Genomic DNA, 25,162 nt, shown 5'->3' with positions numbered 1-25,162 from the left:
ATAGGCTCTTCAAAATGCTTGACCCTGAGCCATCCAGGGCCGCAAGGAATTTAGACTTGCTACTATGCGGTGGCGGAGGCGACAGGACGTTCAGTCAATACTGATCGATCTAAAATGGATGCGGGCCACTGGGTCTAATCAAGGCCTTCCGGATGCGAGTGGATCAATCCGTCGATAAAGCATGGGGCTCGATACGCAGGGCCCGGAGGGCGTTCAGAATGACTGCGACATCGATCAGTTCCTGGAGCAGGGCCCCCTGAACGGGTGTCAGATACCCGAGCGCGGCCGCGATCATTCCGCAGACGGACATTCCAATCCCGGCGATCACGCTTTCCAGTGCAATACGCCGCGAACGCTTGGCAATTTCGATGCCTGGCAGCAAGCGATCCAGGTGATCGACGAGAAGAACGATATCCGCTGCCTCGGCCGACGCGGCGGCCCCCCGAGCCCCCATGGCAACGCCCAGATCAGCGGCAGCAAGCGCCGGCGCATCGTTGACACCATCGCCGACCATCATCACCGGTCCATTTTTTCGCTCGGTCAACACCAGAAGAACCTTCTGGTCCGGGGTCAGGTCCGAGCGGACCGCATCCAGCCCCAGGCCTTTCGTCACCGTTTCGGCGACCGCCCGTCGGTCGCCCGTCGCCAGCAAAATACGATGGATGCCCAACCGCCGCAAACTGGCAACAAGCTCAGCAGTGCCGGATCGGAGTGCGTCCGCCATGGTAAGATAGCCAGCGATCCGGTTGTCGACTGCAAGAGCAACGACCACGGTTCCCGAGTTCATGACCGGGCTCGCCGCCTCCCTCGCGCCGACGGTTGCGCCGACGAATGCGACGCCTCCCACGACGACCGCCCGACCGGAGATCGTTCCGGCAATGCCCTCGCCCGGCCGCTCGGCGACGTGTTCCGGGACAGGCAGGACCAGACCCTGTCGGCGCGCCGCCGTGACAATCGCTTGGGCCATCGGGTGTTTCGACGCCTGTTCCAGAGCGGCCGCGAAGTATAAAACCTCGCTGTCCGACATTCCGTTTTGTGTTTCGATCGAAACGATCTGCGGGCGTCCATCCGTCAGTGTACCGGTCTTGTCGAGGACCAAGGTGCTGATCCGCGCCAAAACCTCCAACGGCTTTGCTCCTTTAATAAGAATGCCAAAGTGTGCGGCCCTAGAGAGACCCGCCACCAGGGCCACCGGAACGGCGAGGATCAGCGGGCAAGGTGTTGCAACAACCAAAACAGCCACCGCACGAATAGGGTCGCCGGTAAGCCACCATGCCGCTGTTGACAGCGCGATGGTGACGGCCAGAAACAGCAGGGAATACCGATCGGCCAACCGGCTCATCGGCGCCTTGGATGCCTGGGCGGCCTCAACCAGCCGGACGATGCCGGCATAGGTGCTGTCGGCTGCGCGATGCCGGACCCGCAGATCAAACGCATCTCCGGCATTGGTCGATCCGCTCATCGCTTCCTGACCGCGATCCAGCCGCACGGGCATGGATTCTCCCGTGAGAGCGGATTTGTCGAGGATCGCCCGCGGGCTTTCAATGTCGCCGTCTGCCGGCACGACCGCCCCCTGGTGTATCAAAAGCAGATCGCCTGGTTCAATGTCCTCGAGGGTGACGTCCTCAAGACCCCCGTTGGCATAACGCGTTGCGAACCTCGGAACCCGAGACAGTAGCGCGCTCATCTCCCGCCTGGCCCGTCCTTCTGCGAAACTTTCCAGAAATGTGCCCCCGGAATACATCACGGCGACCACCGATGCGGCGAGTGTCTCGCCAGACAGCAGTGCCGCTGACATCGAAAGCGCAGCCACGATGTCCAGTCCAACTTCGCCTCGCCAGAGGCTGCGTAGAATTTCGAAGACCAAAACGGCAAGAACGGGGACGACGCCCATTTGCCAGACGCGCCCAGCCGCATCCGGCTTGTCGACGAGATAGAAAACAAGTCCGAGTGCGAGACCTAGCACGGCGAGCACGAGCAGGGCGGTTTTGAAACGGTCCGAGTTTATATAGGCCATGGTTTTGTGTCTTCGCCGTTTGAGGCTGGCCCCCGCGCTGCAAGTCGGGGATCCGGCATTCACAAGGTCCGAATTCTGCAAAAGAGGACTGATGTCGGAACATCGCTACCATGTCTCGCGGGCGTCGGCTTGACGCGCATCAAGCAAATGGAGAGATGTCGAGAAGCAGCAGAACGAGTCTCGACCCTATACTCAAACCCAAGCTTTGCTGATGGCGAAGACTATCAGGAAGGAACTCCGGTGCCGCGCCGATCTTCCCGTCGAAGTGAAAGCGCGCGCGGTATAGTTGGACAACCTGGGTGGCAAGCAGAAGAGGGAAGGCAAATCTCAACATCGGATGGCTTCTTTCATGGGGAGTTTGGGGACTCGGCCATGTCCAGATGGTCCTCCAGGACCCGTCCCTTTCCCTCAGCCCAAGATAGAAGAATCATGGAGACGCTTGGCGAACGCCTGCGCTTCACCGCAAGGGAGGAAGGTCGCCGGAAGCCTGACGAGATCACCGCAGCCTGTCGCGGTGGTGATTTCAGCCAATCTTAAAGGGTTACATCCGGTGCTTTGCCCCTCTCGGCTTCTCTCACGTCCAGCTATCCGTGTCGGCTTTGTGAGGGATGCTCGACTGGCTTCCAGGATGGGAGCAGGCAATCGCAGCCGCCGTTGCGGCTCGTCGCATCGCTGAGTCGAGAGGAAGGCCTCGATCGAGAGCTGCAGCGAGCACGCCCACAAAACAATCTCCAGCCGCGGTCGTATCCACGGCGTCTATCCGCAGCGCCGGTACCCTCACCTCCTTGCCATCGACGAAAGCTTCGGCTCCCTCGCCGCCCATGGTGCGCAAGACTCCGGTATTGAGGGCGTCTGACAGCGATCTAGCACGCGGCTCGCATCCGAGCCAACCTGCAAGAGCTTCGGCCTCGTCTTCATTGACGATTATGATGTCGACCAAGGACAATAGGTCGCGATCCAGCCTGTAAGCCGGAGCGAGATTGAGGATCGATTTCGCAGGATGATTGGAAACCCGACGGATTAGATTTTCGATCTGAGTAGCGTGGTTCTCCATCTGCATCAGGACGTAAGTCGCGTTTCGAAGCAACTCATCTTCAACACCATCCGATTGCGCGACGAGGTTGGCACCCGCTGCAACCGCAATCATGTTGCGGCCGTTGGCATCGATCATTATTGCGGCAGAGCCCGTGGCTTCCTTCGATCGGACCACGCGGCTGATATCGACCTCGCTCTGCAAATTCCGGAGGGCAATGGGGGCCATGGCGTCGTCACCGACCGCCCCCACCATGACGACCGTTGCGCCATCTCGCGCAGCCGCCAGAGCCTGGTTTGCCCCCTTCCCGCCAGCCTCGGTTCGCGATCCCCGCGCCAAGACGGTCTGACCCGCTAGAGGTATTTCCTCAACCAGATAGACGAGGTCAACATTGATTGAACCAAACGTGACGATCATAACTTCCAATCCTAAAGCTGGCTTTGCGACGGCGGCACGGAACGTACAGTTTCCCCAAGCCCACCCAATCTGTCGTTGCCAGCCATCGGAGTGAGCTTCATCGGAGCGATGCCAGGAGGCCTATTTCTCATCCACCGCCTCAATATTAGAATTGTTTTTTCTTTTAGAATCAATTTCTATTTCAATCAAGAATAAAGAGGCGGTCGGGACCGTCCGGCACATGGTTTCCCAGGGGATCGTTTGTGGAAGGCTATTCCGCATTGGAAACGGACCGTATAGGCTGTCTTAAAAGGAGATTTAAGGTTTGACCGTCGCAGCCGTATCACGATGCCTGGCGCTTTTGGAAGTGCTGGCTGGGGAAGCAGGATCAATCGAGTTATCCGACCTTGCTGGACGCCTCGACATGCCGGCTAGCGCGGTCCATCGTCTTTTAACGACGCTGATTAGTCATGGCTGGGTGACTCAAGATGCCGCAAGTCAAAACTACGCCCTATCTCTGCGATTAAGCGCCTTGGCGTTCCGGAATCTTGATGCGCGGAACGTGCCTGACGTGGTCCAGTCCGTTTTGAACCGGCTGGCTGCCGACACGCAGGAATATTGTCGCCTCGCAATCCTGGAAGGTCAGGATTTGGTATGGGTGGCACGTGCACAAGGTGCGACAACCGGCCTCCGATATGATCCGGACATGGGGCAAGAGATTGTTCTTCACGCCACGGCGAATGGGAAGGCATGGCTTTCCACTCTACCCGAAGAGCGGGCGCTGGAAATTGTCTATTCTCGCGGCTTTACGGCCAAACGAAAGCTTGGTCCCAATTCGGCCCGATCGATCGATGAACTACGCGTTCGGCTCAATGAAACCCGAGAACGGGGCTTCGCAACCTCTGTCGAAGAAGGAGAGGCTGGTACAGCAGCAGTCGCAGTTCCGTTTCGGGCAAGTTCTGACATAGAAGCTCCGGTCGCGGGAACAATTTCCGTTGCAGGGCCTCTAATGCGCATCACCGAAGATCGTTGGCCCGACCTTGCCCATTCTCTCAACAAGGCAGCAGCGGAACTGAGCGATATCTGGCCTCTCCGAGTACGTCAGCGAACCATGACGCCATTGATTGTGGCCACCGGTGCAGTGCGGTAGCTGCTATCCAGCTGTTCTGCACTTCACAGCGCCGTATCGGATATCGCGCAACGCCATAGGTATATCTCGTTAAGATCGCGGGCCTGCGCCATCGCAGACATCGTCTTTTGGCTTCGGGGAGAAAGCGCCGCAACCCGCACTCTGCATACCCTAGAAATGCGAAGTCTACAGTAAGCCGACCAGGTCGCCATATCCAGCAGCTTGCTATATCGCCCGGGATGGACGCGCTTCGGGCATGCGGGATCATCCTGTGCTTTAGCTACAAACACTCGGCCTCATCCGCTTTGCCCATTGCTGTACCTTTGGTTCATGCTGTGCACATTCTCCAAAAAGTGCCACAACCAAATTTTCACTGGATTCGAAAGGTGTTTTCGTTTTAGAAATCATTTCCATTAATGTCGAGATTAGGGAGGGCTCGCAATGAGCGTTACTCGATGGGAGGACGATGCCACTGTTTGGCACGGCCCCAACTACGGCTCGGAAGCATTGGAATATCATCCGGACGTGAAGTCGGCGGCGGTTGCAGGGCGCATCATTACCTGCGTCGAGGTGGTGGACTGGAGCGGCACCGGTACAAAGGATATGCTGATTTCGGCGTGGGACGCCTGCTATGATGGTCGGGTCTTTTTGCGCCGTCAGATCGGAACGCATTCCGACGGCACGCCTGTTTTGGGTGAAGAGGAACTGGTCGAAGGCGTGCGCGGCTACGTGACGGCCGTTAGGGATGGCGATATTTTCCACCTTGTCTCGGCATCTCGCCTGCGCAAGCAAATCTACGTCTTCCCCAATATTGGCATGAAGGGTGTGCCGAAATTCGGCGATCCCGTCAGGCTCGATCTGGATGCCGACTGGGTCAAGGGCAATGAGTATTTTCACATGGCCCGCTTCCACGACATCGATGGCGATGGCGTGGCTGAGTTGATCGTCGGCAGTGACTATTGGAACGACTACTGGCCGAACGGTCTGGAATGGAATGACGAAGGATATCGCGGATATGACGATGCCGGCCGCTGGCTGGGCGGCCCGCTACGCGGGTTCCTCTACGCCTTCAAGAACAGTGGCGCACTCGCGGATCCGAAACTGGAAAAGGGATACGCAGTCATCGCCGGCGAAACGCCGCTCGAAGTCTATGGCCAGCTTGCTCCGGCCTTCGGCCGTTTCGGAGCCGAGCGCCAGAGCATCGTTGCCGGCGAATTCTGGAATATCCTGCATATCGCAAAACAGCGCGAAGACGGAACTTTCGAGCCGACCAGCCTGGTCCGCACAATCGACGACAAGGTTCTGGAACTCGAACAATGCATCCACCTGCCCTGCGTGGTGGATTGGGATGGCGACGGCCGCGAGGATATCCTTTACGGCGCAGAGGACGGCTATATCAGCTTCCTCAAGAATGTCGGTGATGGCGAAGACGGTCTTCCTCGCTTCGAACAGCGTGGCCGAATTGAGACCACGAAGCCTCTGATCCATGCCGGCATCCTGCCAAGCCCGGCAGCATACGACTTCAGCGGCGACGGCCACTACGACCTTGTCGTCGGCAACAGTACGGGCGAACTGCTCTTCTATCAGAGCCGGGAAAAAGACGGCACGATCTATCTCGACAGGGAAATCATGCTGAAGGGCGGCGAAACGCCGATCCGACTTGCGGCCGGTCTGACGGGTTCGATCCAGGGACCGTCGGAGAAGATGTTTGGCTATTCCTGCCCGACACTCGCCGACTGGACCGGCAATGGCAGCATGGACATTCTCGTCAGCGACGTGACCGGCAGGCACCGTCTGTTCCGCAATACCGGCGAAAAGACAATTCCGCCGCGCTTTGGCGAAGAGGAGTTCCTCACTTACAAGGGCAAGCCGCTGAAGACGGTCTGGCGGGTTCGACCGGCAGTCGTCGACTGGCTCAAAGACAACGATCTTCACTACGTCGCATTGGATGAGGACGGAATCCTCAGCGACTGGAGGAAGGCGTCCGATACGGAACTCATCGACAAGCGTTTCCTTCAATGGGAAAATGGCGACGCCATGCGCTTCACTGTGGACGTTGGCGGTGGACGCGGTCGCGTCAAGCTTTGCTTTTGCGATTGGGAAGGCGCTGGCCGTACCGATCTGATCTTCGGTACCCATGCCCGCGCCTGCGTGCCGCCGGATCCGAAGACCGGTGCGCCGCGCAATACGACCAAGCAGGCCGGCCTGTTCTACTCGCGCAACATCGGGACACCGGAAAAGCCGCGTTTTGCATTGCCAGTTCCAATCAAACATCGGGACGAGACCATTCAGATGGCGATGCATGTCGCCTCTCCGGAAGTCGTCGATTGGGCTGGCCGCGGCGTGCTCGATATTATCGTCGGCATCGAGGACGGCAGCATTGTATGGCTCAAGCGTGAGGAACTGTCGTGGTAAACGGCGTCACCATTCGCGGCACGACCAAGCTCATCGGCATCATCGGCGACCCCATCGTCCAGGCCAAGTCGCCGGCGGCGGTCAATCCGCTCTTTGCGGCACGTGGAGCGGATATCGTATCTGTCCCGCTCCATGTCCCTGCAAGGGATCTGCCTACGATCTGGGCCGGTCTGAAGGCCATGCCGAACCTCGTGGGTTTCGGCATTACCCTGCCGCACAAGCAGACGGCCGTCGATCTCTGCGATAGTCTTGACCCGGTTGCCGCACGCGTCGGGGCCGTCAATCTCGTGCGCCGCGAGAAAGATGGCAGCTTCCGCGGCTACCAGTTCGATGGCAAGGGCTTTGTACGCGGTCTCCAGTCCAAGGGGATCACGATCGAAGGCCGTGATGCGCTCATCGTCGGTGCAGGAGGCGCTTCGGTCGCTATAGCGTTCGCACTCGTGGAAGCCGGGGCCAAGAGCATCACGGTATCAAATCGGACAGTCGACAAGGCCGAGGCGCTAGCGGGGGCGGTAAATGCCGACTTCGGAAGGACGGTTGCCAAAGCAGGCGGGCCCAAGCCGGAAGCTGGTCAGCTCGTCATTAACGCGACTTCGCTCGGCCTTCACGACACGGACGCGCTTCCGCTGGATCCGGACTTGCTGCAGCCGGGAATGACATTCGCCGAAGTCATTGCCCAGCCAGAGACTACGAGACTTCTCGCACTGGCCGCGGCAAAAGGTGTCGAAACCCATTCCGGCATGCATATGATCACCGGACAAGCCGACCTTACCGTCGACCACATTTGTGAGCTCTGGGCGTAGCCGCGTTTCGCCTTGCGCACCAAGCGTCATGCCTAACCCGTGGGGCATGACGTTTTCGCGAGCCATCCGGCGTCGCGGCATATTGCACGTCGTCAAGGGATATGAACCGAGCGTCATCTGAGCACGCTCGACATGGCGCTCGATCTCCTGAACGTTTCCCTTCGAGGGAAGTTGTGAGTTGGGCCAGGGTTATCCATCTCCCTGATGTTGCAGTCTCAGACCTTTCTCCGGCCACCGAAGTCGGCCAACCCGACCTGTCAGCGACAGCGTCACGACGGCATCCTGCAAGTCTTGCCCTGCAAATCCCAGATTTGTCGGATAGATCTCCGGCATCCACACTTGGTCGAGTAATTCGCCTCTTGGCGAAACGACCGTTATGCATCCTGTCACTAAGGTCGAGACGCAGATGTTGCCTGACGCTGCCACCTTGAGACTATCCAACCGCTGAAAGCCGCCGAGTCCGATGATGAGCTCCCCGCCGGCCTGGCTCGGAAATGGTTTTTTATGGACCACCCCCGGCTTGGCGATGGCGTAGCTCCACAGTCGAGCTGTCTCCATTTCGGCGACGTAAAGGGTCCCAAGATCGGGTGATAAACCAATTCCATTCGGTGCTATAAGAGGAAACACCACCCTCTTTATCGAACTGCCATCGGCCTTTGCGTAAAACACCGAACCGTGGTCGCGCTGGAACTCCCGGACCCTGCCGGTGTCAGTAAAATAAAATCCGCCGTGGTTATCGAAAACGATGTCGTTTGGGCCGCTAAGGGCTCGGCCGTCGCATTGATCATACAAGGTCGTGACCTCGCCGGTAGAGATATCTACCTTTTGGATCATACCACCGCTGTAGTCAGCGGCCAGACCGACGGGACGCAGCCAGCCGCCCTCCTCCGCCCAGGAGAACCCTCCATTGTTGCACACGTAGAGCGCGCCATCCGGCCCCAAAGCCATCCCGTTAGGACCGCCGTTGGTCACCGCCAGCAGGTCGTGTCTTCCGCCTTCCCCGATCCTCACAATCCTGCCGCGACCAATCTCCACGACGGCGATCGAGCCGTCAGGGAGTTCAACAGGTCCTTCCGGGAAGTGAAGTCCCGTCGCTATGATCTCAATATGAGGTTTCGTCATGGATCGGTCAAAAACGCAGGAAGAGGTCGATGTGAAAATTCAGACGAGCAAATAGCTGTGAACGAAACTCGCAATGTCTGCCATCAGGCCGGTGCCGAGGTGAACAAAGTCGCGCTTGGACTTCAAGCACGAGACACATTTATTTGCGCACCGCCAGATGAACGTTCGGCGGCGAAACTAGCTATTGGGTTCGACCTGCTGGGGCACTCCGCCATTTGCCGCCGAACGATAACCCGCTTCAATGACGGCCAACGCGCGCTCCGCTTCGAGCAGGCCTGCAACGGGAGGGCGCCCACTTGCGAGGTCCGCCCAGCTGCGGCGGAGGAAAACCGGGTAATACTCGTCCGTATTGTACTCGATTGTCATCGAGCTAGCCTTCTCGTCTTCACGCGACTTGGCATAGAACTGGTCGGCATAGCCGCGAATATAAGATTGACGATGCGAGAGCGAAAAGGCGAAATCCCGTTGATCCTCGGCCGTGGAGGGATACAAATAGCCTGTCTCGATTACACCGATCTGTCCTGCGCCGTTTCGGCAGGTAAACACGGCCTGTTCATCGACGGTTACGTCAGGTCGATGGATCTGGACCTGGCCCGAGACCTCAGTGATGGGGACTTGCGTCAGGTTTGAGATCAAGTCGACGAAGTGAATGCCAACGTTCAGCATCGAACCACCTCCTGCGAGTGACTTGTCAAGCATCCATGCGCATCCATTCCGCTCATATCGTGCCACTGACCCCACGACAAACCTGAAGGAAAGATGCTGAAACCCATCTGGCGTGAACCCCGCCGCCGGCGAAAGACGATCAGCCAGGTTGCTCACGCGCATGATGAAAGGCACGCTTACGAAGACGCCGCGTTTCTCAGAGAGTTTGCGGATGCGACGAACTTCCTCGAGATTAACCCCGCACGGCTTCTCGATGAGAAAGGGTTTGCCCTTGGCGATCAGGCGTTCAGCGAGATCGGCCATGTCGGAGTGACGGCTAAAGACAAGCGCGAAATCGAAATCCTGGCTCATAAGGTCGTCGTTGGAGCCATAGAGCTTGCAATTGAGCAGATCGGAGAAACGCGTCCCGGCAAATGCCGCGCTGTCGGATATTCCGATTACCTCGATACCCGGGTCCTTCAGTGCAGCGATGTAAAGCGGAAAATGCCAGTGGCTGACGTCGAATACTGCGATCTTCATCACGACTCCGTTCATTGCGGGTTTATCAAGGCGAGCAGCTATGCTTAAACGAGTCAAAGGCCGCGAACCGGATGACCCCGACAGCGCTCTGCCTGATGGTTTATTGCCGTTCAAGCGGCTTCTTGTGAAACGCCCTTCGCAATGCTATTGGAATAGCGTTCCGATAAATCGAATATCGTGGTATCATGCGACTTGTCAAATCCCTTCTAGATCGTTGTTTTGACCTCATCACACTGTTGAGTGAGAACGCCAGTGGACTGTCACTAGGCGAAATCAGTCGGCGGCTGGACGTCCCGAAGAGCGCCGCGCATCGCCTGCTCAACAGTCTGTGTGACTTGGGCTGGGCCGAGCAGGATCCCGAAAACGGGTTCTATCGACTTTCGTTGCGCCTCGCCGTGATGGGCCAGCGCCTGCTAGCCGGGACACGGATTCCCGACATCTGCCAACCGATTCTGGACCGGTTAGCGAGCAATACGAAGGGACTCGGCAGGATTGCGATCCTTGACCCCGATGGTTTGACGTGGATATCCCATTCACAAGGCATGCGGTCCGGCCTGATCTACCAGCCGGAACTGGTAGCAAAGGTCCCGTTGCATACGACCGCCAACGGAAAAGCGTGGCTGGCGACACTGGATCGAGAGGAAGCGCTGACCAGGGCCGTAGCCAGTGGACTAGGACGAACAGACCTTGGTGGTCCGCGCGTTATTACCTCGAGGCAGACGTTTTCTGCGGCTTTGGATGAGACCGAAGAGCGGGGATGGGCCACTGCGATCGAGGAAGCTGAACCCGGTGTCGCCGCTGTCGCCGCTGTCATTCGCGTTGGAGGTCAGGTTGTTGGAACGGTGAGCATCGCCGGACCGATCCACCGCTTTTCGCCGCTCGTACTCCCTCAATTAGCGGAACAGGTGAAGGCTACTGCCGAGGAGCTTTCCGAGCTTTGGCCCTATCGGATCGCCTCGCCCACCCCACAAACCAACGCTTCGAAGAAATCGCAAGTCGTTGGAAATATTATCTAAAAATTTTCATTAGCTACCAGTGCACTTATCGCATCACTGACCTCTGTTGACACTCGCCTTTCTTAATGGAATAACGTTCCAATAGCGATTGTGAAGATCGCCTTGAGGAAGTGGCCGCTTCGGTGGCCGGTAGGAGGAAACAGTTGGCAAGTGTTGAGCTGAAGGCCGTTCGTAAAGCTTACGGCGCCGTACCCGTGCTTCATGGCGTGTCCGTCGATATCCATGAAGGCGAATTCGTAACCTTGGTCGGGCCCTCGGGTTGCGGAAAATCAACTCTGTTGCGGATGATCGCCGGCCTCGAAAATATCTCAGGCGGCGAGATCCAGATCGGCGGGCGCACCGTCAACGACGTACCTCCGAAGGCCCGGGATATCGCTATGGTCTTCCAGAATTATGCGCTTTATCCGCATATGACCGTCGCGGAAAACATGGGCTTCTCGTTGAAGCTCAAAAAGGCTTCGCGCGAGGAGCGAGCAACGCGCGTTCAGCGCGCGGCTGAAATCCTAAGTCTTACGAAACTCCTTGATCGCTACCCTCGCGAACTCTCGGGCGGGCAGCGTCAGCGCGTGGCGATGGGTCGCGCGATTGTTCGCAATCCGCAAGTATTCCTGTTCGACGAGCCGTTGTCGAACCTCGATGCCAAGTTGCGTGTGCAAATGCGCGCTGAGATCAAGGAACTGCATCAGCGGCTTAAAACCACGACCGTTTACGTGACCCACGATCAGGTCGAGGCGATGACCATGGCCGATAAGATCGTTGTCATGCACGACGGTCATGTCGAGCAAGTTGGCGCGCCGCTTGAGCTCTATGATTACCCTGCCAACGTATTTGTCGCTGGATTTATCGGGTCACCATCGATGAACTTCCTTAAGGGTAAAGTGGAGCAAGGCCGGTTCGTTCTGGAGGATGGACACAAGCTGCCTCTGCCTCCAGGCGCGGCCGATATTCCGGAAAAGGTGATCTACGGCGTACGCCCAGAACATCTCACTCTCAGTGACGAGGGGCTACCTCTTACCGTCTCAGTCGTCGAACCGACAGGTTCCGAGACGCAGATCATCGCTCGGCATGGCGCTCAGACCATCGTCTGCATATTCCGAGATCGAGTTCTCCCAAAAGTTGGCGAGACCATCGTCGTAGCCCCTGACCTTTCACGCGTCCACCTCTTCAGCGAGAGCACCGGCCGGCGGCTGTCCTAAGGACGCGACGCCGCCCACTCTGCCTGAAACGCGCACACGGGAATAATAACCGAATGTCGATACCTCCGCTACAAGCCAGCACCAATCAGAGCGCAAGACACTTGGCGAGCGACGTCGTGGACGCTGACAACGTAAACCGCTTTAGCTGGGCTCCATTTCTGTGGTTTACCCCCGCTATCCTGATCCTGTTTCTTGTGACGCTCTATCCGACGATCTTCGTGTTCTGGCTGAGCTTCCAGAAAACGAAATACTACGATCTCGTTGGCTTCAATGGTCTCGCCAATTACATCGAAGTTCTAAGCTCATCCGAGTTCTGGGACACGACGGTAATTTCCCTGACCTATGTCGGGGGATCGCTAGCCGGTGCCATAATCCTTGGAATGACCTCGGCGCTGGTGTTGAACCGGGCGGGCGTTACAGGATCCGCGCTGCGTGTTTTCATCCTTTTTCCCTGGACGCTGTCCATGTCGGTCGTCGGCAGCATCTGGCTCTGGCTCCTCAACCCCTCGTTTGGGCCTATACCCTACGTGATCCAAAAGCTGGGTATCGATCCCGGACTGATGTTGGGGGATCCAGGAATGGCCTTGCCCCTCATCATCATCGTCACAGCTTGGTGGTCCTTCCCATATGTCATGGTGATGGCGACAGCAGCCATGCAGTCCATTCCGAAAGAACTCTACGAAGCGGTAGAGATCGATGGAGGTGGTGCGTTTGTGAAGTTCCGTTACGTCACGCTCACTGAAATTCTCCCCACCTTGGGCAGCACGGCGCTGACGCTCTCAATCATGTACCTGACCTTGATGACATTGATCATTGTCATGACAGGCGGGGGACCACTGGGATCAACGACCACGCTGAGTTTCGAAGCTTTCCGTGGGACCGTTCAGGCGGTCAACATTGGGCCGACTGCTGTCGTATCGATCGTCGTCCTCATTATCAATGTCGCCCTTGGTGCTCTTTACACCCGGCTAACCGGCCGCGTTACCGGATAGGATTCTAATATGAGTAGCGCTCTCTCGAATCGCACAAGCGGACAGATGCCCGCGATCCTGGGATCCCTCGTTATCGGGATCATCGTTCTCGGGCCGGTGCTTTGGGCCTTTGCGACATCTTTTAAGACGGAAGTAGAAGCGGTGGTTGTGCCCCCGACTCTATGGCCAAATTCACCCACTCTGGAGAACTACACCAAGGTCTTCCATGACCCGGCTTTCTTGACCGACCTTTGGAACTCTGTCGCTTACTCCGTCGGTGCCGTAATCATAGCTCTCCTCGTTGGAATTCCCGGAGGTTATGCCGCTGCGCGCTTTTCTTTCAAAGGTAAACGAACTTTGATGCTGGTGATACTTGGGACCTCGATGGTGCCAGGGGTCGCGTTGCTGGTTCCCACATATTACTTGCTGGAAACGGTTGGTTTGCTCAACAGCGGTATCGTGGTGACGATCATCCTCTGCGCGCGGATTATCCCCCAGACCGTCTGGTTTATCGCGAATTTCGTCGAAGCCGTTCCAATTGAGATCGAGGATTCCGCCATGATTGACGGCGCCTCCCGGTTCCAAATTATCTGGGCTCTGATCTTACCACTGATACGTCCAGGTATAGCGGCCGTCGCGACGATCGGCATTGTGACGACCTGGAACGACTACATCACGGTGGCAGTTTTCGCGCCCGAGGTAGCAAAACGGACCCTGCAGGTCGCTCTTGTCAATCAGGTTTTCGACGCTGTCGGCATTTCGTGGTCCTACATGATGGCCTTTGTGATGGTGGCATCATCACCGGTTATCCTCATGTTCGGCTTCGTTCAGAAGTGGTTCATCTCCGGCCTCACGGCAGGCGCCGTCAAAGGCTGATGACGTACACAAAACATCCACACACTTTGTTCAACCTGGGAGGAAGACACATGCAAATCACATCAAAACGCCAACTCATCAAAGCGGTGGCGGCGCTTGGAATTAGTACCGCCGCCGTGACTTTTCTTGCTCCGCAAGCCTTTGCCCAGAGCACGGAAATCATCTACCAGACGTTCCTGGATCCAAACAATTCGAAGGATCCCAGGTCTGCCGCTCAGACGAAGATGATCGAAGCATTTCAGGCAAAAAACCCTAACATCACGGTCAAACTTCTAGTCGATCCGACCGGGGGGGCCGCGGCACGCGCCATCAAGTCGGGCGCCCAGACACCAGACGTGATCCGCGTCGTCGGCTTTGCGGTTTCCGAATTCGCCGCCACGGGAAATCTTCTCCAGCTCGACGATCTGGTGAAGAAGGAAGGCGTTGCGGACGAGGATTGGCTCCTGCCGCTGTCAAGCACAAAGGTTGCCGGAAAGCTTTATGCCCTCCCCCAGGATTTCCGTATTCCAATCCTCTTCTATCGCAAGAGCATGTTGGAGAAGGCCGGGGTCAAGCCGCCGACGACCTGGGATGAAGTGTGCGCGCTAGGCGCCAAGTTCGGCCAATCGGATACGATCACGTTCGCCGTTCCGCTCGGAGCGACAGGCGGGCTCGGCGGTGCCCAGAGCCTTGGAGAATTCTTCCTGAGTACGATGCTGCCTGGAAACGGCGGTGAATATTTCACCCCTGAAGGCAAGATCGCCTTCTCAAAGGAGTCGTTCATCAAGGCGGCGCAAACGATCAAGGACTTCTACACGAAGTGCAAGGTGACCCCGCTGCGCAGCGCGCAGATGGGATTCAACGAGTTGCACGACGCGCTCCGGTCCGGCAGTGCCGCGACGGCAGTGTTTGGCGTTTATCGCTATAAGACGGTGCAGCAGCAAGGCGGTGGTGATGATCTGGCCTGGGCTCCGGCACCAGGATATACGGCAACCGACAAACAGACGGTCTACAGCTACAACATCGCGATCAACAAGAAGACCGGCAATCCAGATGCCGCTTGGACCTTCGTGAAGTTCATGGTGTCTCCGGAGGCGCAGGCTTTCGCAGCCGAGGGCGGCGAAGTTGTCTCGCGTAAGTCAGCTTACACCGCGCCATACTTCCAGAGCGACGCTGGTAAGGACCAGAAGAAGTGGGCTGACCTGGTAGCCCAGCGTGGTCAAACTGTGACCTACACCCCCATCCTCTCCACGTATCACACCATCCTGGGCGAAGCTTTCCAAAGAATGATCCTGAAAGACGGATCGCCGGCAGACGCCTACGATGAGCTGATCGAACGGTATGGTGCGGCGCTCGCGAAAGCGCAGTAAACCGGCCCCCTTATGGCAAGATGCTGGATGGAAGGGTCAGTCTCCGCCATCCAGCTCTTTCCGAGATGACCATCTGCGGACGTCGTCAAAATATCACCGCCAGTATTCGTGGTTTGGCGGACCTAGTTCCCGGTCAAGTACGGCTGGAGGGCCGACGGGTATTGTTGTGCCATACGATCTCAGATCGTGAGCGAACCACGGGCCAACCAGCCACATTCAAACTGATAGGAAGTCATCAGCTATGAGATATCGTTACCTTGGGAGAACTGGAGTTCAGGTCAGCGAATACATGCTGGGAACCATGAGCTACGGGTCGGATGGGAATACTGACGAAGGTGAGTGCATAAACATCGTGCACTGCGCATTGGACCGCGGAATCAACTTTATCGACACTGCTGACACTTATTCGCATGGGGAGGCCGAAGAGATCGTCGGCAAAGCCATTGTAGGCCGTCGGGACAAAGTCGTGCTCGCAACCAAATTCCGCCTGGCCGCCGGTGAGGGACGCAACGAACAAGGCGCGTCGCGCTACTGGATCATGAAACAGGTCGAAAACAGCCTGCGAAGACTGAACACCGATCACATCGATCTCTACCAAATGCATCGGCCCGACCTTCAGACCGATCTCGATGAAACACTCAGCGTTCTCAACGACCTGGTGGCCCAGGGCAAGGTTCGGTACATCGGCTGCTCGACATTGCCGAGTTGGTACCTGGCAGAGACACAATCCGTAAGCCGATTGAACAAGACGGCGCGATTTATCAATGAAAGCTCGCCCTACTCGATTTTTCAACGGGTCGTGGAGAGGGAGACCCTCCCCGCCGTTCAACACTACCGCATGGGTTTCACCGCTTGGAGCCCACTGAATGGCGGCTGGTTAACCGGCAAGTACAAGTCCGATGGCTCAGCGCCATCAGGATCAAGGGCCGAGCGCGTAAAAGGGCAGTGGGGACAGCACTACCCGATCCTGCAAACCCGTTTCGACATGCAGCGCGAGGGTAACAGGCGAAAGCTGGAACTGCTTCCAGAACTTGAGCGCGTGGCGACGGAGGCAGGTTTGTCTCTCATGCACATGGCTCAGGCTTTCCCACTTGCGCACGCTGCCGTGACGTCCGTGATCCTCGGGCCTCGCACCCTTGAGCAGTTCAAGGGCATGGAAGCGGGCTTTGAGGCAGTTCTTCAGCCAGCGACGCTTGACCGGATTGACGAACTTGTTCCGCCGGGAGCACTCGTCGAAGAAGCCGACCGTGGCTACGTTTCTCCGTGGCTCGCGCCCGAAGTTCGTCGTCACGCGGGCAAGGTTGCCTGAGACGCGATCCTGCCACCTTCCCTGCGACCCCGCCACAGTCCGAGAACTATTAATACTCAAAACCAAGAGGAACCGATGACCAACATCGTCATCAACCACGCTACAGTGCGCGAGAGAGCAGATATGTTGACTTTCCTTCGGCTCTGCGTGGAGCGAGGATTGGAGACTGTTTCCATATGGGGAGACGAAATCACCAAGGTTGGCGAAAATGACGCTCTCTCTGTTTTGCGCGATTTCGGACTGACGGTCTCAGGATACAACCGCATTGGGCCGTTGAATGTGGATTCTTATGATTACGCTGAGGCGGAGCTCGAACGGGCTGCCAGATTTGAGGCCGATCATGTCTTCCTGTTTACCGGAGGCTTGCGAGACAATGAAAAGGATCTCGGTTCAGCAAGACGACGAATTGAGGATTCAATCGGCAAAGTCCTCGACAGCGCACGAAAAATTGGAATGAAGCTCGCCATTGAGCCACTTCATCCTATGGTCACCGGCGACCGCAGCGTCATCTCCAGTTTGTCTCATGCAAATTCTCTGTGCGAAGCACTAGGACCGGGGATCGGAGTGGTCGTCGATGTCTATCATTGCTGGTGGGACGAGCGACTGCCAGCCGAGATCCAACGTGCGGGCGACGCAGGCTCGCTTCTTGGTTTTCATGTCAACGACTGGCTCATCCCTACGCGACATCTCCTGACCGATCGAGGCATGATGGGAGATGGAATCATAGATCTGCGCGGCATCTACTCGATGGTGCGACGTGCCGGATACAAGGGAGCGGTTGAGGTGGAAATCTTCTCCACCGACTGGTGGTCTCGCGACCCGGCGGAGGTGATGGACATCGCGATCGATCGCTGCCGTAGCCTATTCAGCGTGGAATGAAATCATGCGTGCGAATATTCCCAACCTCGACGGCAACTCGCGTGTCTACGCTGTGTTTGGCAACCCAATACACCAGGTACAAACGCCGCGGCTTATCAACCCGATCTTTGCGGCCGCTGACGTTAACATCTACGCAGTGCCATTCCTGATAACCGCCGAACATTTCGCGGCAGCGTGGGATATCTTCTCTGCCATTCCCAACCTCTGCGGTATCAGCACCACGATCCCCCACAAAGTCGCGGCGGCCAAGAAGTGCTCGACGCTCACGCCGACAGCAAAGGCGGTAGGCGCCGTCAACTGCGTCCAGCGCGGAGAGGACGGCGGGATGAACGGCGCGCTTTTTGATGGCGTGGGCTTTGTTGAAGGTCTTGGAGAGACGAAATCGCGACTGCGCGGCGCCCGTGTGCTGATTGTCGGAGCGGGTGGAGCTGGCCGCACTATCGCCTTCGCGCTTGCTGAAGAAGGTGTCGGGAAGATCGATCTCATGGATCTGTCGGCTGAATCCGTCGCCTTCACTGCGGCTATAGTGAACACCTTGCGTGGTGAAGAATGCGCAGTCGCGGTCGATGGATCGGCAGGTTGGGACTACGATATCGTCATCAACGCATCGCCGATTGGCGTCAAGGGAGACAGCATATTTCCTATGCCGGCTGCCGCGATACGGCCCGAGATGCTCGTCGCCGATATCGCAAGCTTAAGCGGAGAGACGGCACTATTGCGCGCTGCTAGGGCAGCCGGTGCAACAGTGTCTGACGGGAATGACATGCTGCTTGCCCAGATACGCCTGATGGCAGGTTTTGCCGCGGGTTTGCCGGCAGGAACTCCGCTTTAACAATCCAGAAAGAGCGAAAGATTACATCATGAAGATCCAAGCCCAGGGTATTGTCCCCGTCATGCTTACCCCTTTCACGCCGGACAACCGGATCGATTGGGAAGGCCTCGAGCGACTTGTGGAATGGTATATCGTCAATGGCGCAGATACCCTCTTCGCCGTCTGCCAGTCGAGCGAGATGCAGAAATTGTCACTGGAAGAGCGAATTGAGCTTTCCAAAAAGGTGGTCTCGTTAGCTGCCGGGCGCGTGCCGGTCATCTCATCAGGACATATTAGCGAGAGCCGCGATGACCAGCGGGCCGAACTGGTTGCGATGGCCGAGACAGGGATCGACGCGCTTGTCCTAGTCAGCAACAGGCTCGACATAAGGAATGAAGGAACCGAAGCATTTCGTTCCAGCCTCGACGCGATCTTGAGCTGGCTTCCGGGCGACCTGCCCCTCGGTCTGTACGAATGCCCGGCTCCCTATCGCCGCCTCTTGAGCGATGACGAGTTCAAGCTATGCCGCGACACCGGCCGCTTCGCAACGCTGAAGGATGTCTCCTGCGATCTCGAAACGGTCAAGCGACGCGTCGCGCTCTCCGGCGATTCCGGCTTCGCGATCGTCAACGCCAATGCAGCCATCGCAGCCGCCGCTATGCGCGCTGGTTCGAAAGGCTTCTCCGGCGTGTTCACCAACATCCACCCCGACCTGTACGCTTGGCTCTACAGGCACGCTTCTGAAGACAGCGATCTTCGCCGCGAACTTGAAATCTTCCTGGCGCTAGCAGCGATGGCTGAGCCGATGGGCTATCCGGGCTTTGCCAAGGTCTGGCACAAGCGCCTTGGCACGTTTGAGAGCATCCACTCTCGTGTCACAGATTATGACATCGCCGAACGGCACTGGGCAGTCATGGATCTCATGGACCATATTCAGCAAGGGACGGCGAGGTTTCGCGAGCGGATCAAGCAGGCCTCCTAGTGAGCAGTGACCGTCGGATTTGCTACTGAACAGCAGATCCGCCGGGCGCGCCGCCGCCCCGTCTAGATGACCTTACAAGAGGCAGACATGATTTCTATGCTAGCCACACCTGACGTAATTGCATTGGCTCATCAACTACGCAGCCTCCGTCGTGACGGAAGCCAGGTTCTGACAGGCCAGCTCGCATCAGTGCCCCTAGCGCTTGAGGATGCAATGGAGGTTCAGAGCCAGTTGTCGAAGCTTGAAGGAGCAGACGTCCAGGCTTGGAAGGTCGCCAGATCGCCAGGCGGCGACCCGGTAGCCGCTCCGCTTCATCCATACTTGGACAATCCTTCCGATGCGGTAATTGCCTGGCAAAGGGGTATGAAAATCGAGGTAGAAATTGCCGTGAAGCTCCGCCAGGATCTTCCTGTTCGGGCGGATAGGCCCTATGAGCGGGCCGACATCGAGGCCGCGATTTCCGAAGCTTACCTTGGCGCTGAACTGGTTTGGAGCGGCGTTTCGGAAGGCGGCAGCGTTTCCTTCCTGGCCTTTCTGGCAGACCGCCTTGGAAACGCGGGCTACGTAAGAGGGCCGGCCCTACCTTTAGCAGTCCTTCAGCCTGGTTCGAATTTCCCCCTCAAGATTTGGCTCAACGGCCAAGTCGCCTTCGACGCTGCTGCGCAGCATCCGACGAGAGACCCGCTTACCTGGCTCTGCGATTACGCGAACAATCGATCAAGGCCTGCCGCAGCGCTCAGAGCAGGCTCGATCATCACGACAGGAAGCCTCTGTGGTGCCCTCGAAGTCACCGACCCGGGCGACGTATCCGTCCAACTGGGCGAGGACGCCGTACTGAATTTCGCGCTGTCGTAGGGTCTAGCCAAACTTGTCAAAGAAGGAGTCTGAAGATGCAGCTGATCGCAGGTCCAAACGAACGAACCATTCGAGGCCCTCGATCAACCAAATCTCGACTTGCGGCCGTCGGTCGGCAATGCCGGAGCAATGCGCCGATCAACACAGCTCAGATTTCGCCTAAGGCGACAGGGAGACACGAATGATTATTAACACTTTTTCCTATCTTTGGAAGTCCACCGCGGTGGAGGCGATGTCTGACCTTACCCGACACGGCTTTACTGTATTTGAAGTTCCCGTGAGTTCCCCGCACTGCTGGCCGGACGAGATGTCGACAAGATCGCGGTCGGATGCGAGGAAGCAGCTGCAGGACCATGGGGCGAGCGTCAGGTCGCTGAATGCTGGCGGATACGATATCAACCTCGCCAGCCCCGGCGCCAATATGAGGCGCAAAAGCTCGGATCATATCAAAGATGTTATCCAGCTCGCGGTCGATTGGGGAGTTACAGACGTTGTAATCTCTCCAGGAACGCGGCGCCCGATGATTTCCCCCACCATCCCGCAAACCCTTGGCTGGTTATCTGAAAGTCTTGACGTGCTTCTGCCGGTTGCGAAGCAAGCCGGCGTGCGGTTACTCATGGAGAATACCCCATATTGTTTCAGGCCGACGATCGGTGAACTGGTCGATGTCGTCGAGGAGATCAAAAGCGAAAATCTAAGCATCGTCTATGACGTCGCAAACGCGGCCTATATCGGCGAGGATCCGATAGCCAGTCTTCGATCGCATCACTCGCACATAGGTCTCGTGCATATCTCGGATACGGGTACGGACGTGTGGGGCCACGATCCTATCGGCACAGGGATCATAGATTTTGAGGGTCTGGGACGCGCCGTCGATTCAGTCTTCAGTATCGACAGCGTCGTTCTCGAGATCATTCGCGAAGAAGAACCACTGTTGGAGATTAACAAAGGACTGGAGGCGCTCAAAAAAAGAGGCTGGAGAATTGATTGATGAACCCCGTATCGCAATCACCCTCCGTGGCGCGAATTTGTACGCGACGTCTGTGATTGAGTAAACTTTGCCTGCGTATCACCTTGGTGGCGAGAACCTTAGAGCGCATCCCCGTGCAAAAGCGCATGGGACCCACACATAGCTACAGCGACATTGCGCTCAGGTGTTGACGCTATCAACAGATCTCAGGACGCGATATATTTTAGAATTACATTGCGGTTTGGAATCAAATTCCATATTATCCCCTGACGTCCAAAAGGAGAAGTATTATGAGAGTTTTGGTCAGTGGCGGAAGTCGAGGAATAGGCGCGGCGGTTTGTATCCGGATCGCCGAAGCCGCGGCCTCAAGAGGCGAGCGTGCACAGATCGCCGTGTGCGGTCTTGGTTCATCCGAACCGCAGGAGGAAGTTGCACATTCGGTGCGCGCGCTGGGAGGCGATGCTATTGCGCTGTCCGGCGACTTGAGCGACGTCGATGTGGCCCCGCGCCTCGTAGAGGCGGCGGCATCGGAATTCGGTGGTCTAGACGCTTTGGTTGCCAATGCCGGCGTAGCAAGCCCGGGAAAAATTTGTGATCTGTCGGTTGCCGAATGGGACAGGATGTTCGAGATCAACCTCCGCGGGGCATGGCTTCTGGCCAAACATTGCTACCCGCATCTGAAGCAGAGCCGAGGTGCGGCATGCTTCACATCTTCAATGTCGGGACAAGTGCCCCATGCGGGATCAGGTGCCTATAGTCCAACCAAAGCGGCGCTAACCATGCTTGCTCAAACCCTCGCCTTGGAATGGGCGCCAGATGGCATTCGCTCAAATATTGTCTCTCCGGGAATGACCCATACCCCAATGTCTGCAAAGATGTACGCCGATCCGGCGATCAAGCGGGCAAGAGAGGATCTGATCCCACTCTCGAGAATCGGCGATCCAAGAGACATTGCCAATGCAATCGAGTTCCTGATAAGCCCACTTGCAAGTTACATAACCGGACAAGACCTCTGCGTCGACGGCGGCTTCTCAAAGTCAATTCTAAGCCATATCCCTGGGCGCCCAAGCTCAAAGCCATAGTCGGCGCGATCGATCCAGCCGGGGCCTGGCTGTGATTTCTGCTCCAGGCTCGACGGCGGCCTGTCGGCGACCGGATTGCAGAAGGAGCTTGCCGGTCCCACGGGCAATCGCAGCTTGGACTCTATCGTCAGATTACTGCGGCTCTTGCCGCCAGCAAACAGCTCGTTTTCGGTACAGATTCTAGGAAATTCTGGCTGGGTGTGGTGAAGAACGGCATCTAAGAAATGCCACTCGCAATAAACAGCTTCAACTGGATACAAGGCTGGTCATCAGAGCCGACATATCGCCGGCCCGAGCCGTCCTTATCCTTTTCAGGACGTCCTCCTGTCGGGCGGCGCTCAAAACCATCCGGGTCGCAGCACGGAATTTGGCTTCGAGTTCGTCCCATGACAATGGGTTGCTTGCCTCCCCTTTGGGCGTGGTGACCTCGGACACGAAACGTCGGCCGTCCGCAATGATCGAGACGCGCGCCGGGGTTTCGGCCGGAAACCTTGCGTCGAAATCCATGTTGAGCGACGGGTTCACCTTCTCCGCCAGCTTAACCACGCCCTCCTGCCCCAGAGCATCCGGCATCAGCGGCAACAGGACCTGCGGCCCGGAAAGGGCCGCGAGCGCCAGGCAGTACGGAATACTGTATTGCACGTCTATGATATTTACTGGTCTCGTCCGGTTTGAGATGCGCAATGCTCCGTTCGTGGTCTCCACCTCCATGAGGTCGATGGTGCTTACATCGATTGCGTTCTGCTCAATCACCTGAAGCATCGCATCGAGTGGCGCATGAATATGGCGGCAGCAGGCGTAGAGCTTGAAATAGGCCTTGCAGATATGCGGGTCCGCGCCGAGACGAAAATCCTCGGCAAACCGGTAGTGACGGACACTGTCCAGAATGTTGCGTGGCCCGGTATGTCCCGCTTCAGCAAGGTTCAATGCGATCAAACCCGTGACGACCGACCACGGTATTCCCTCCTTGACATCGCTGCCCTCGGGAGCCGGCAGCCGCGGTGTCGGCGCACTGGCGAACAACTGGTTGGGTGCGCTTTCTCCGGCAATCGCCAGGGCATGCGCCAATATGTCGGAAGGGGTACGGCGCAGGGCGGCCGCCGTCGCGGCGACCGCATAGGCGGACCAGGTTCCGGTATTGCCGTAGGATGTACGTGCGGCCCCGATCGCAACGCCGACTTCATAACCGATGACGATCGCGTTGATGATCTCGTCGAGCGACGCCCCGGTGTTGGCGGCCACGGCAAAGGCCGCTGGTATGACGGCAGCACCCGGATGACCGCGCGCCAGCCGGTGGCCGTCATCGAGGTCCAAGGCAGAGGCCGCGGCACTGTTTGCCCAGGCAGCGCCGATGGTCGTGCTGGAAGCGCCGGAAAACCAGATGGGCACGCCGCCGGCCCCCATGGTTGCCAGAGCCGTGCTCCGGACGGCCCGCACGCCGGGCTGGTTTACGCCAGCTGCCGCGGCGCCCAGGAGATCGATAATGCATCTGAAGACGGCCTCGCGCGCACGGTCGCTGGCCGATATCCGTCGCGCCGCCTCCACATAGGACACGACGCGGCCCAGCATTCCAAGATCATTCAAGTCTTCTTTCCCGTCGGAGTATCGATCGGTCACGTCGCCACCGCCCTGTTCTCAATGTCGCCGGCTGGAGCGTTGACCGGATATCCCTCCGTGACGTGTCTTATCAACCCGTCTTTGTCCAGCGGACCAAGTTCGCGAAGAATGTCGTTGTCGGTCGCGAAATCTCTGCCGTAGCAGGCACCAAGAAGTTCGATGCCGCTCTCGTGCAGTACCGCCTTCACACCGCACATCCGTGCAAGCTGCAGGGTGGGCACGAGGCCGAAGGGCACGTCTTCGAGAACGTAGCGGGTGTTGATATCCTTCGGGCCTACCGGGTCCTTTCCGTTCTCGGCGAGGTTGGCGTAAATCTCTGCCACGGAACTTCCGGATATGCCGTGCGACAGGGCCGCATGATCGAAAATGGTGCGGACCGTCTTGCCGAAGGCAGAGGCGATCGCCAGCCTTTCCTGATCCAGTCGCTCGAGAAGCCTCGCCACCGCCGGCGTGATATTCGAATTCTGCCCCCAGGTTTCCCCGTGCTCCATACGTGTCAGGTTGCACAGCGCGATTGCCATATGGCTCTGCGGGTTGAGGTTGCTCAGCGCAATCGTCAGCAGGTCGTCCTTGATCAGGAACCGGTCGCCGAAAAGCGCGACGCAGGTCTCGTGGACACTTTGCGCGGACCGTGCAGGCAACACCGCCATGTCGACTTTCGAGCGGATCGCACCGATCCTGACATTTAGCGGCGACGGCGCCTTGGCCGTCAAAATCGTTGTATTCCACGCCGCGATCGGGATCTGGAGGCCACGCTCGCTCAGTTTCCTGGCCAGATAAAGGGCCGCAAACGAAAGATGCGCGCTTATGATGACGATATGACGCGCGTCCAGATGAGCTATCAGGCTGTCCAGCACCATCCTATAGCCATAGGCCGGCAAGGCCACGACGATGACGTCGCAAGCCGCAAGCTCCTCCGCGCCGCCGCATGTCGGCGGGTGAAAATCCCCCTCAACCGATCCGGCCACGGTCAGAGCTCTGCCCTCGGCAAGTCCGGTGGTGCCTTTTCCAGAAGGAGACCAAAGCCGCGCATCATGGCCGTTGTTCAACAGAAACGCCGCGTATCCCATGGCAATTGCGCCAGCTCCGGCAATGCCCACCCGCATGATCATTTCACCTTTCAAACTAGTATCGGACTCTGCGCCGCCC

The 25,162-nt window shown here is 57.7% G+C and carries 21 protein-coding genes; 15 read left to right on the top strand and 6 right to left on the bottom strand.

Annotated features, from left to right (window positions below):
• Positions 1-163: 163 nt before the first annotated feature.
• Together ACSQ8R_RS25540 and ACSQ8R_RS25535 are read right to left on the bottom strand one after the other, a co-directional pair.
• Positions 164-2,017, bottom strand: coding sequence for a heavy metal translocating P-type ATPase (locus ACSQ8R_RS25540; protein ID WP_436256141.1), 1,854 nt, complete (start codon positions 2,015-2,017; stop codon positions 164-166).
• A 574-nt stretch (positions 2,018-2,591) separates the two neighbouring features.
• The gene (locus tag ACSQ8R_RS25535; protein WP_436256140.1) at positions 2,592-3,467 is read right to left on the bottom strand and encodes a ribokinase; all 876 of its coding nucleotides are present in this window, start codon (positions 3,465-3,467) and stop codon (positions 2,592-2,594) included.
• 304 nt (positions 3,468-3,771) lie between these two features.
• Here ACSQ8R_RS25535 and ACSQ8R_RS25530 point away from each other — a divergent pair, with 304 nt between their 5' ends.
• The 3 genes from ACSQ8R_RS25530 to ACSQ8R_RS25520 all read left to right on the top strand — a co-directional run bounded on the left by ACSQ8R_RS25530 (position 3,772) and on the right by ACSQ8R_RS25520 (position 7,793).
• Positions 3,772-4,596 carry an IclR family transcriptional regulator gene (locus tag ACSQ8R_RS25530; RefSeq protein ID WP_436256139.1) on the top strand — a complete coding sequence of 275 codons (825 nt, stop codon included), beginning with the start codon at positions 3,772-3,774 and terminating at the stop codon, positions 4,594-4,596.
• Between the two features lie 420 nt (positions 4,597-5,016).
• Positions 5,017-6,990 (top strand): FG-GAP repeat domain-containing protein, encoded by a 1,974-nt coding sequence (locus ACSQ8R_RS25525; RefSeq protein ID WP_436256138.1) that lies wholly within the window; start codon positions 5,017-5,019, stop codon positions 6,988-6,990.
• Positions 6,984-7,793 (top strand): shikimate dehydrogenase family protein, encoded by an 810-nt coding sequence (locus ACSQ8R_RS25520; protein ID WP_436256137.1) that lies wholly within the window; start codon positions 6,984-6,986, stop codon positions 7,791-7,793. Before ACSQ8R_RS25525 ends, ACSQ8R_RS25520 begins: the two co-directional genes overlap by 7 nt.
• Positions 7,794-7,982: 189 nt before the next feature.
• Here ACSQ8R_RS25520 and ACSQ8R_RS25515 read toward each other — a convergent pair whose 3' ends face one another.
• Together ACSQ8R_RS25515 and ACSQ8R_RS25510 are read right to left on the bottom strand one after the other, a co-directional pair.
• Positions 7,983-8,915 (bottom strand): SMP-30/gluconolactonase/LRE family protein, encoded by a 933-nt coding sequence (locus ACSQ8R_RS25515; protein WP_436256136.1) that lies wholly within the window; start codon positions 8,913-8,915, stop codon positions 7,983-7,985.
• Between the two features lie 177 nt (positions 8,916-9,092).
• On the bottom strand, positions 9,093-10,100 hold the full coding sequence (locus ACSQ8R_RS25510; protein ID WP_436256135.1) for a Gfo/Idh/MocA family protein: 1,008 nt from the start codon (positions 10,098-10,100) through the stop codon (positions 9,093-9,095).
• Between the two features lie 185 nt (positions 10,101-10,285).
• Here ACSQ8R_RS25510 and ACSQ8R_RS25505 point away from each other — a divergent pair, with 185 nt between their 5' ends.
• From ACSQ8R_RS25505 to ACSQ8R_RS25450, 12 genes are all read left to right on the top strand, one after another.
• Positions 10,286-11,116, top strand: a complete 831-nt coding sequence (locus tag ACSQ8R_RS25505) for an IclR family transcriptional regulator (RefSeq protein WP_436256134.1) — start codon at positions 10,286-10,288, stop codon at positions 11,114-11,116.
• Positions 11,117-11,259: 143 nt separating this feature from the next.
• Positions 11,260-12,312 carry an ABC transporter ATP-binding protein gene (locus ACSQ8R_RS25500; RefSeq protein WP_436256133.1) on the top strand — a complete coding sequence of 351 codons (1,053 nt, stop codon included), beginning with the start codon at positions 11,260-11,262 and terminating at the stop codon, positions 12,310-12,312.
• A 116-nt stretch (positions 12,313-12,428) separates the two neighbouring features.
• Complete coding sequence (locus tag ACSQ8R_RS25495) at positions 12,429-13,304, top strand: carbohydrate ABC transporter permease (protein ID WP_436256132.1); 876 nt, start codon at positions 12,429-12,431, stop codon at positions 13,302-13,304.
• A 9-nt stretch (positions 13,305-13,313) separates the two neighbouring features.
• The gene (locus ACSQ8R_RS25490; protein ID WP_436256131.1) at positions 13,314-14,159 is read left to right on the top strand and encodes a carbohydrate ABC transporter permease; all 846 of its coding nucleotides are present in this window, start codon (positions 13,314-13,316) and stop codon (positions 14,157-14,159) included.
• 50 nt (positions 14,160-14,209) lie between these two features.
• The gene (locus ACSQ8R_RS25485; RefSeq protein WP_436256130.1) at positions 14,210-15,508 is read left to right on the top strand and encodes an ABC transporter substrate-binding protein; all 1,299 of its coding nucleotides are present in this window, start codon (positions 14,210-14,212) and stop codon (positions 15,506-15,508) included.
• 241 nt (positions 15,509-15,749) lie between these two features.
• The gene (locus ACSQ8R_RS25480) at positions 15,750-16,817 is read left to right on the top strand and encodes an aldo/keto reductase (protein ID WP_436256129.1); all 1,068 of its coding nucleotides are present in this window, start codon (positions 15,750-15,752) and stop codon (positions 16,815-16,817) included.
• 75 nt (positions 16,818-16,892) lie between these two features.
• Positions 16,893-17,696: a sugar phosphate isomerase/epimerase family protein gene (locus ACSQ8R_RS25475; protein WP_436256128.1), complete on the top strand. Its 804-nt coding sequence runs from the start codon at positions 16,893-16,895 to the stop codon at positions 17,694-17,696.
• A gap of 4 nt (positions 17,697-17,700) precedes the next feature.
• Positions 17,701-18,528 carry a shikimate dehydrogenase family protein gene (locus tag ACSQ8R_RS25470; protein ID WP_436256127.1) on the top strand — a complete coding sequence of 276 codons (828 nt, stop codon included), beginning with the start codon at positions 17,701-17,703 and terminating at the stop codon, positions 18,526-18,528.
• A 28-nt stretch (positions 18,529-18,556) separates the two neighbouring features.
• Entirely contained in the window at positions 18,557-19,489 is a 933-nt protein-coding gene (locus ACSQ8R_RS25465; protein ID WP_436256126.1) for a dihydrodipicolinate synthase family protein, read from the top strand.
• 213 nt (positions 19,490-19,702) lie between these two features.
• Positions 19,703-20,344, top strand: coding sequence for a 2-keto-4-pentenoate hydratase (locus tag ACSQ8R_RS25460; protein ID WP_436256125.1), 642 nt, complete (start codon positions 19,703-19,705; stop codon positions 20,342-20,344).
• 181 nt (positions 20,345-20,525) lie between these two features.
• Positions 20,526-21,335: a sugar phosphate isomerase/epimerase family protein gene (locus ACSQ8R_RS25455; RefSeq protein WP_436256124.1), complete on the top strand. Its 810-nt coding sequence runs from the start codon at positions 20,526-20,528 to the stop codon at positions 21,333-21,335.
• A gap of 269 nt (positions 21,336-21,604) precedes the next feature.
• On the top strand, positions 21,605-22,396 hold the full coding sequence (locus tag ACSQ8R_RS25450; protein WP_436256123.1) for an SDR family NAD(P)-dependent oxidoreductase: 792 nt from the start codon (positions 21,605-21,607) through the stop codon (positions 22,394-22,396).
• Positions 22,397-22,642: 246 nt separating this feature from the next.
• On the opposite strand, the gene ACSQ8R_RS25445 is transcribed toward ACSQ8R_RS25450, so the two are convergent.
• Both ACSQ8R_RS25445 and ACSQ8R_RS25440 read right to left on the bottom strand, forming a co-directional pair.
• Complete coding sequence (locus ACSQ8R_RS25445; RefSeq protein WP_436256122.1) at positions 22,643-23,980, bottom strand: MmgE/PrpD family protein; 1,338 nt, start codon at positions 23,978-23,980, stop codon at positions 22,643-22,645.
• Positions 23,981-24,009: 29 nt separating this feature from the next.
• Positions 24,010-25,119, bottom strand: coding sequence for an NAD/NADP octopine/nopaline dehydrogenase family protein (locus ACSQ8R_RS25440; RefSeq protein WP_436256121.1), 1,110 nt, complete (start codon positions 25,117-25,119; stop codon positions 24,010-24,012).
• Positions 25,120-25,162: the final 43 nt, after the last annotated feature.

The organism is Neorhizobium sp. LjRoot104 (genome assembly GCF_964253725.1).
GTDB lineage: Bacteria > Pseudomonadota > Alphaproteobacteria > Rhizobiales > Rhizobiaceae > Neorhizobium.
Note: the sequence above shows the minus strand (reverse complement) of the source record. Positions and strands in the feature narration are given on the sequence as shown.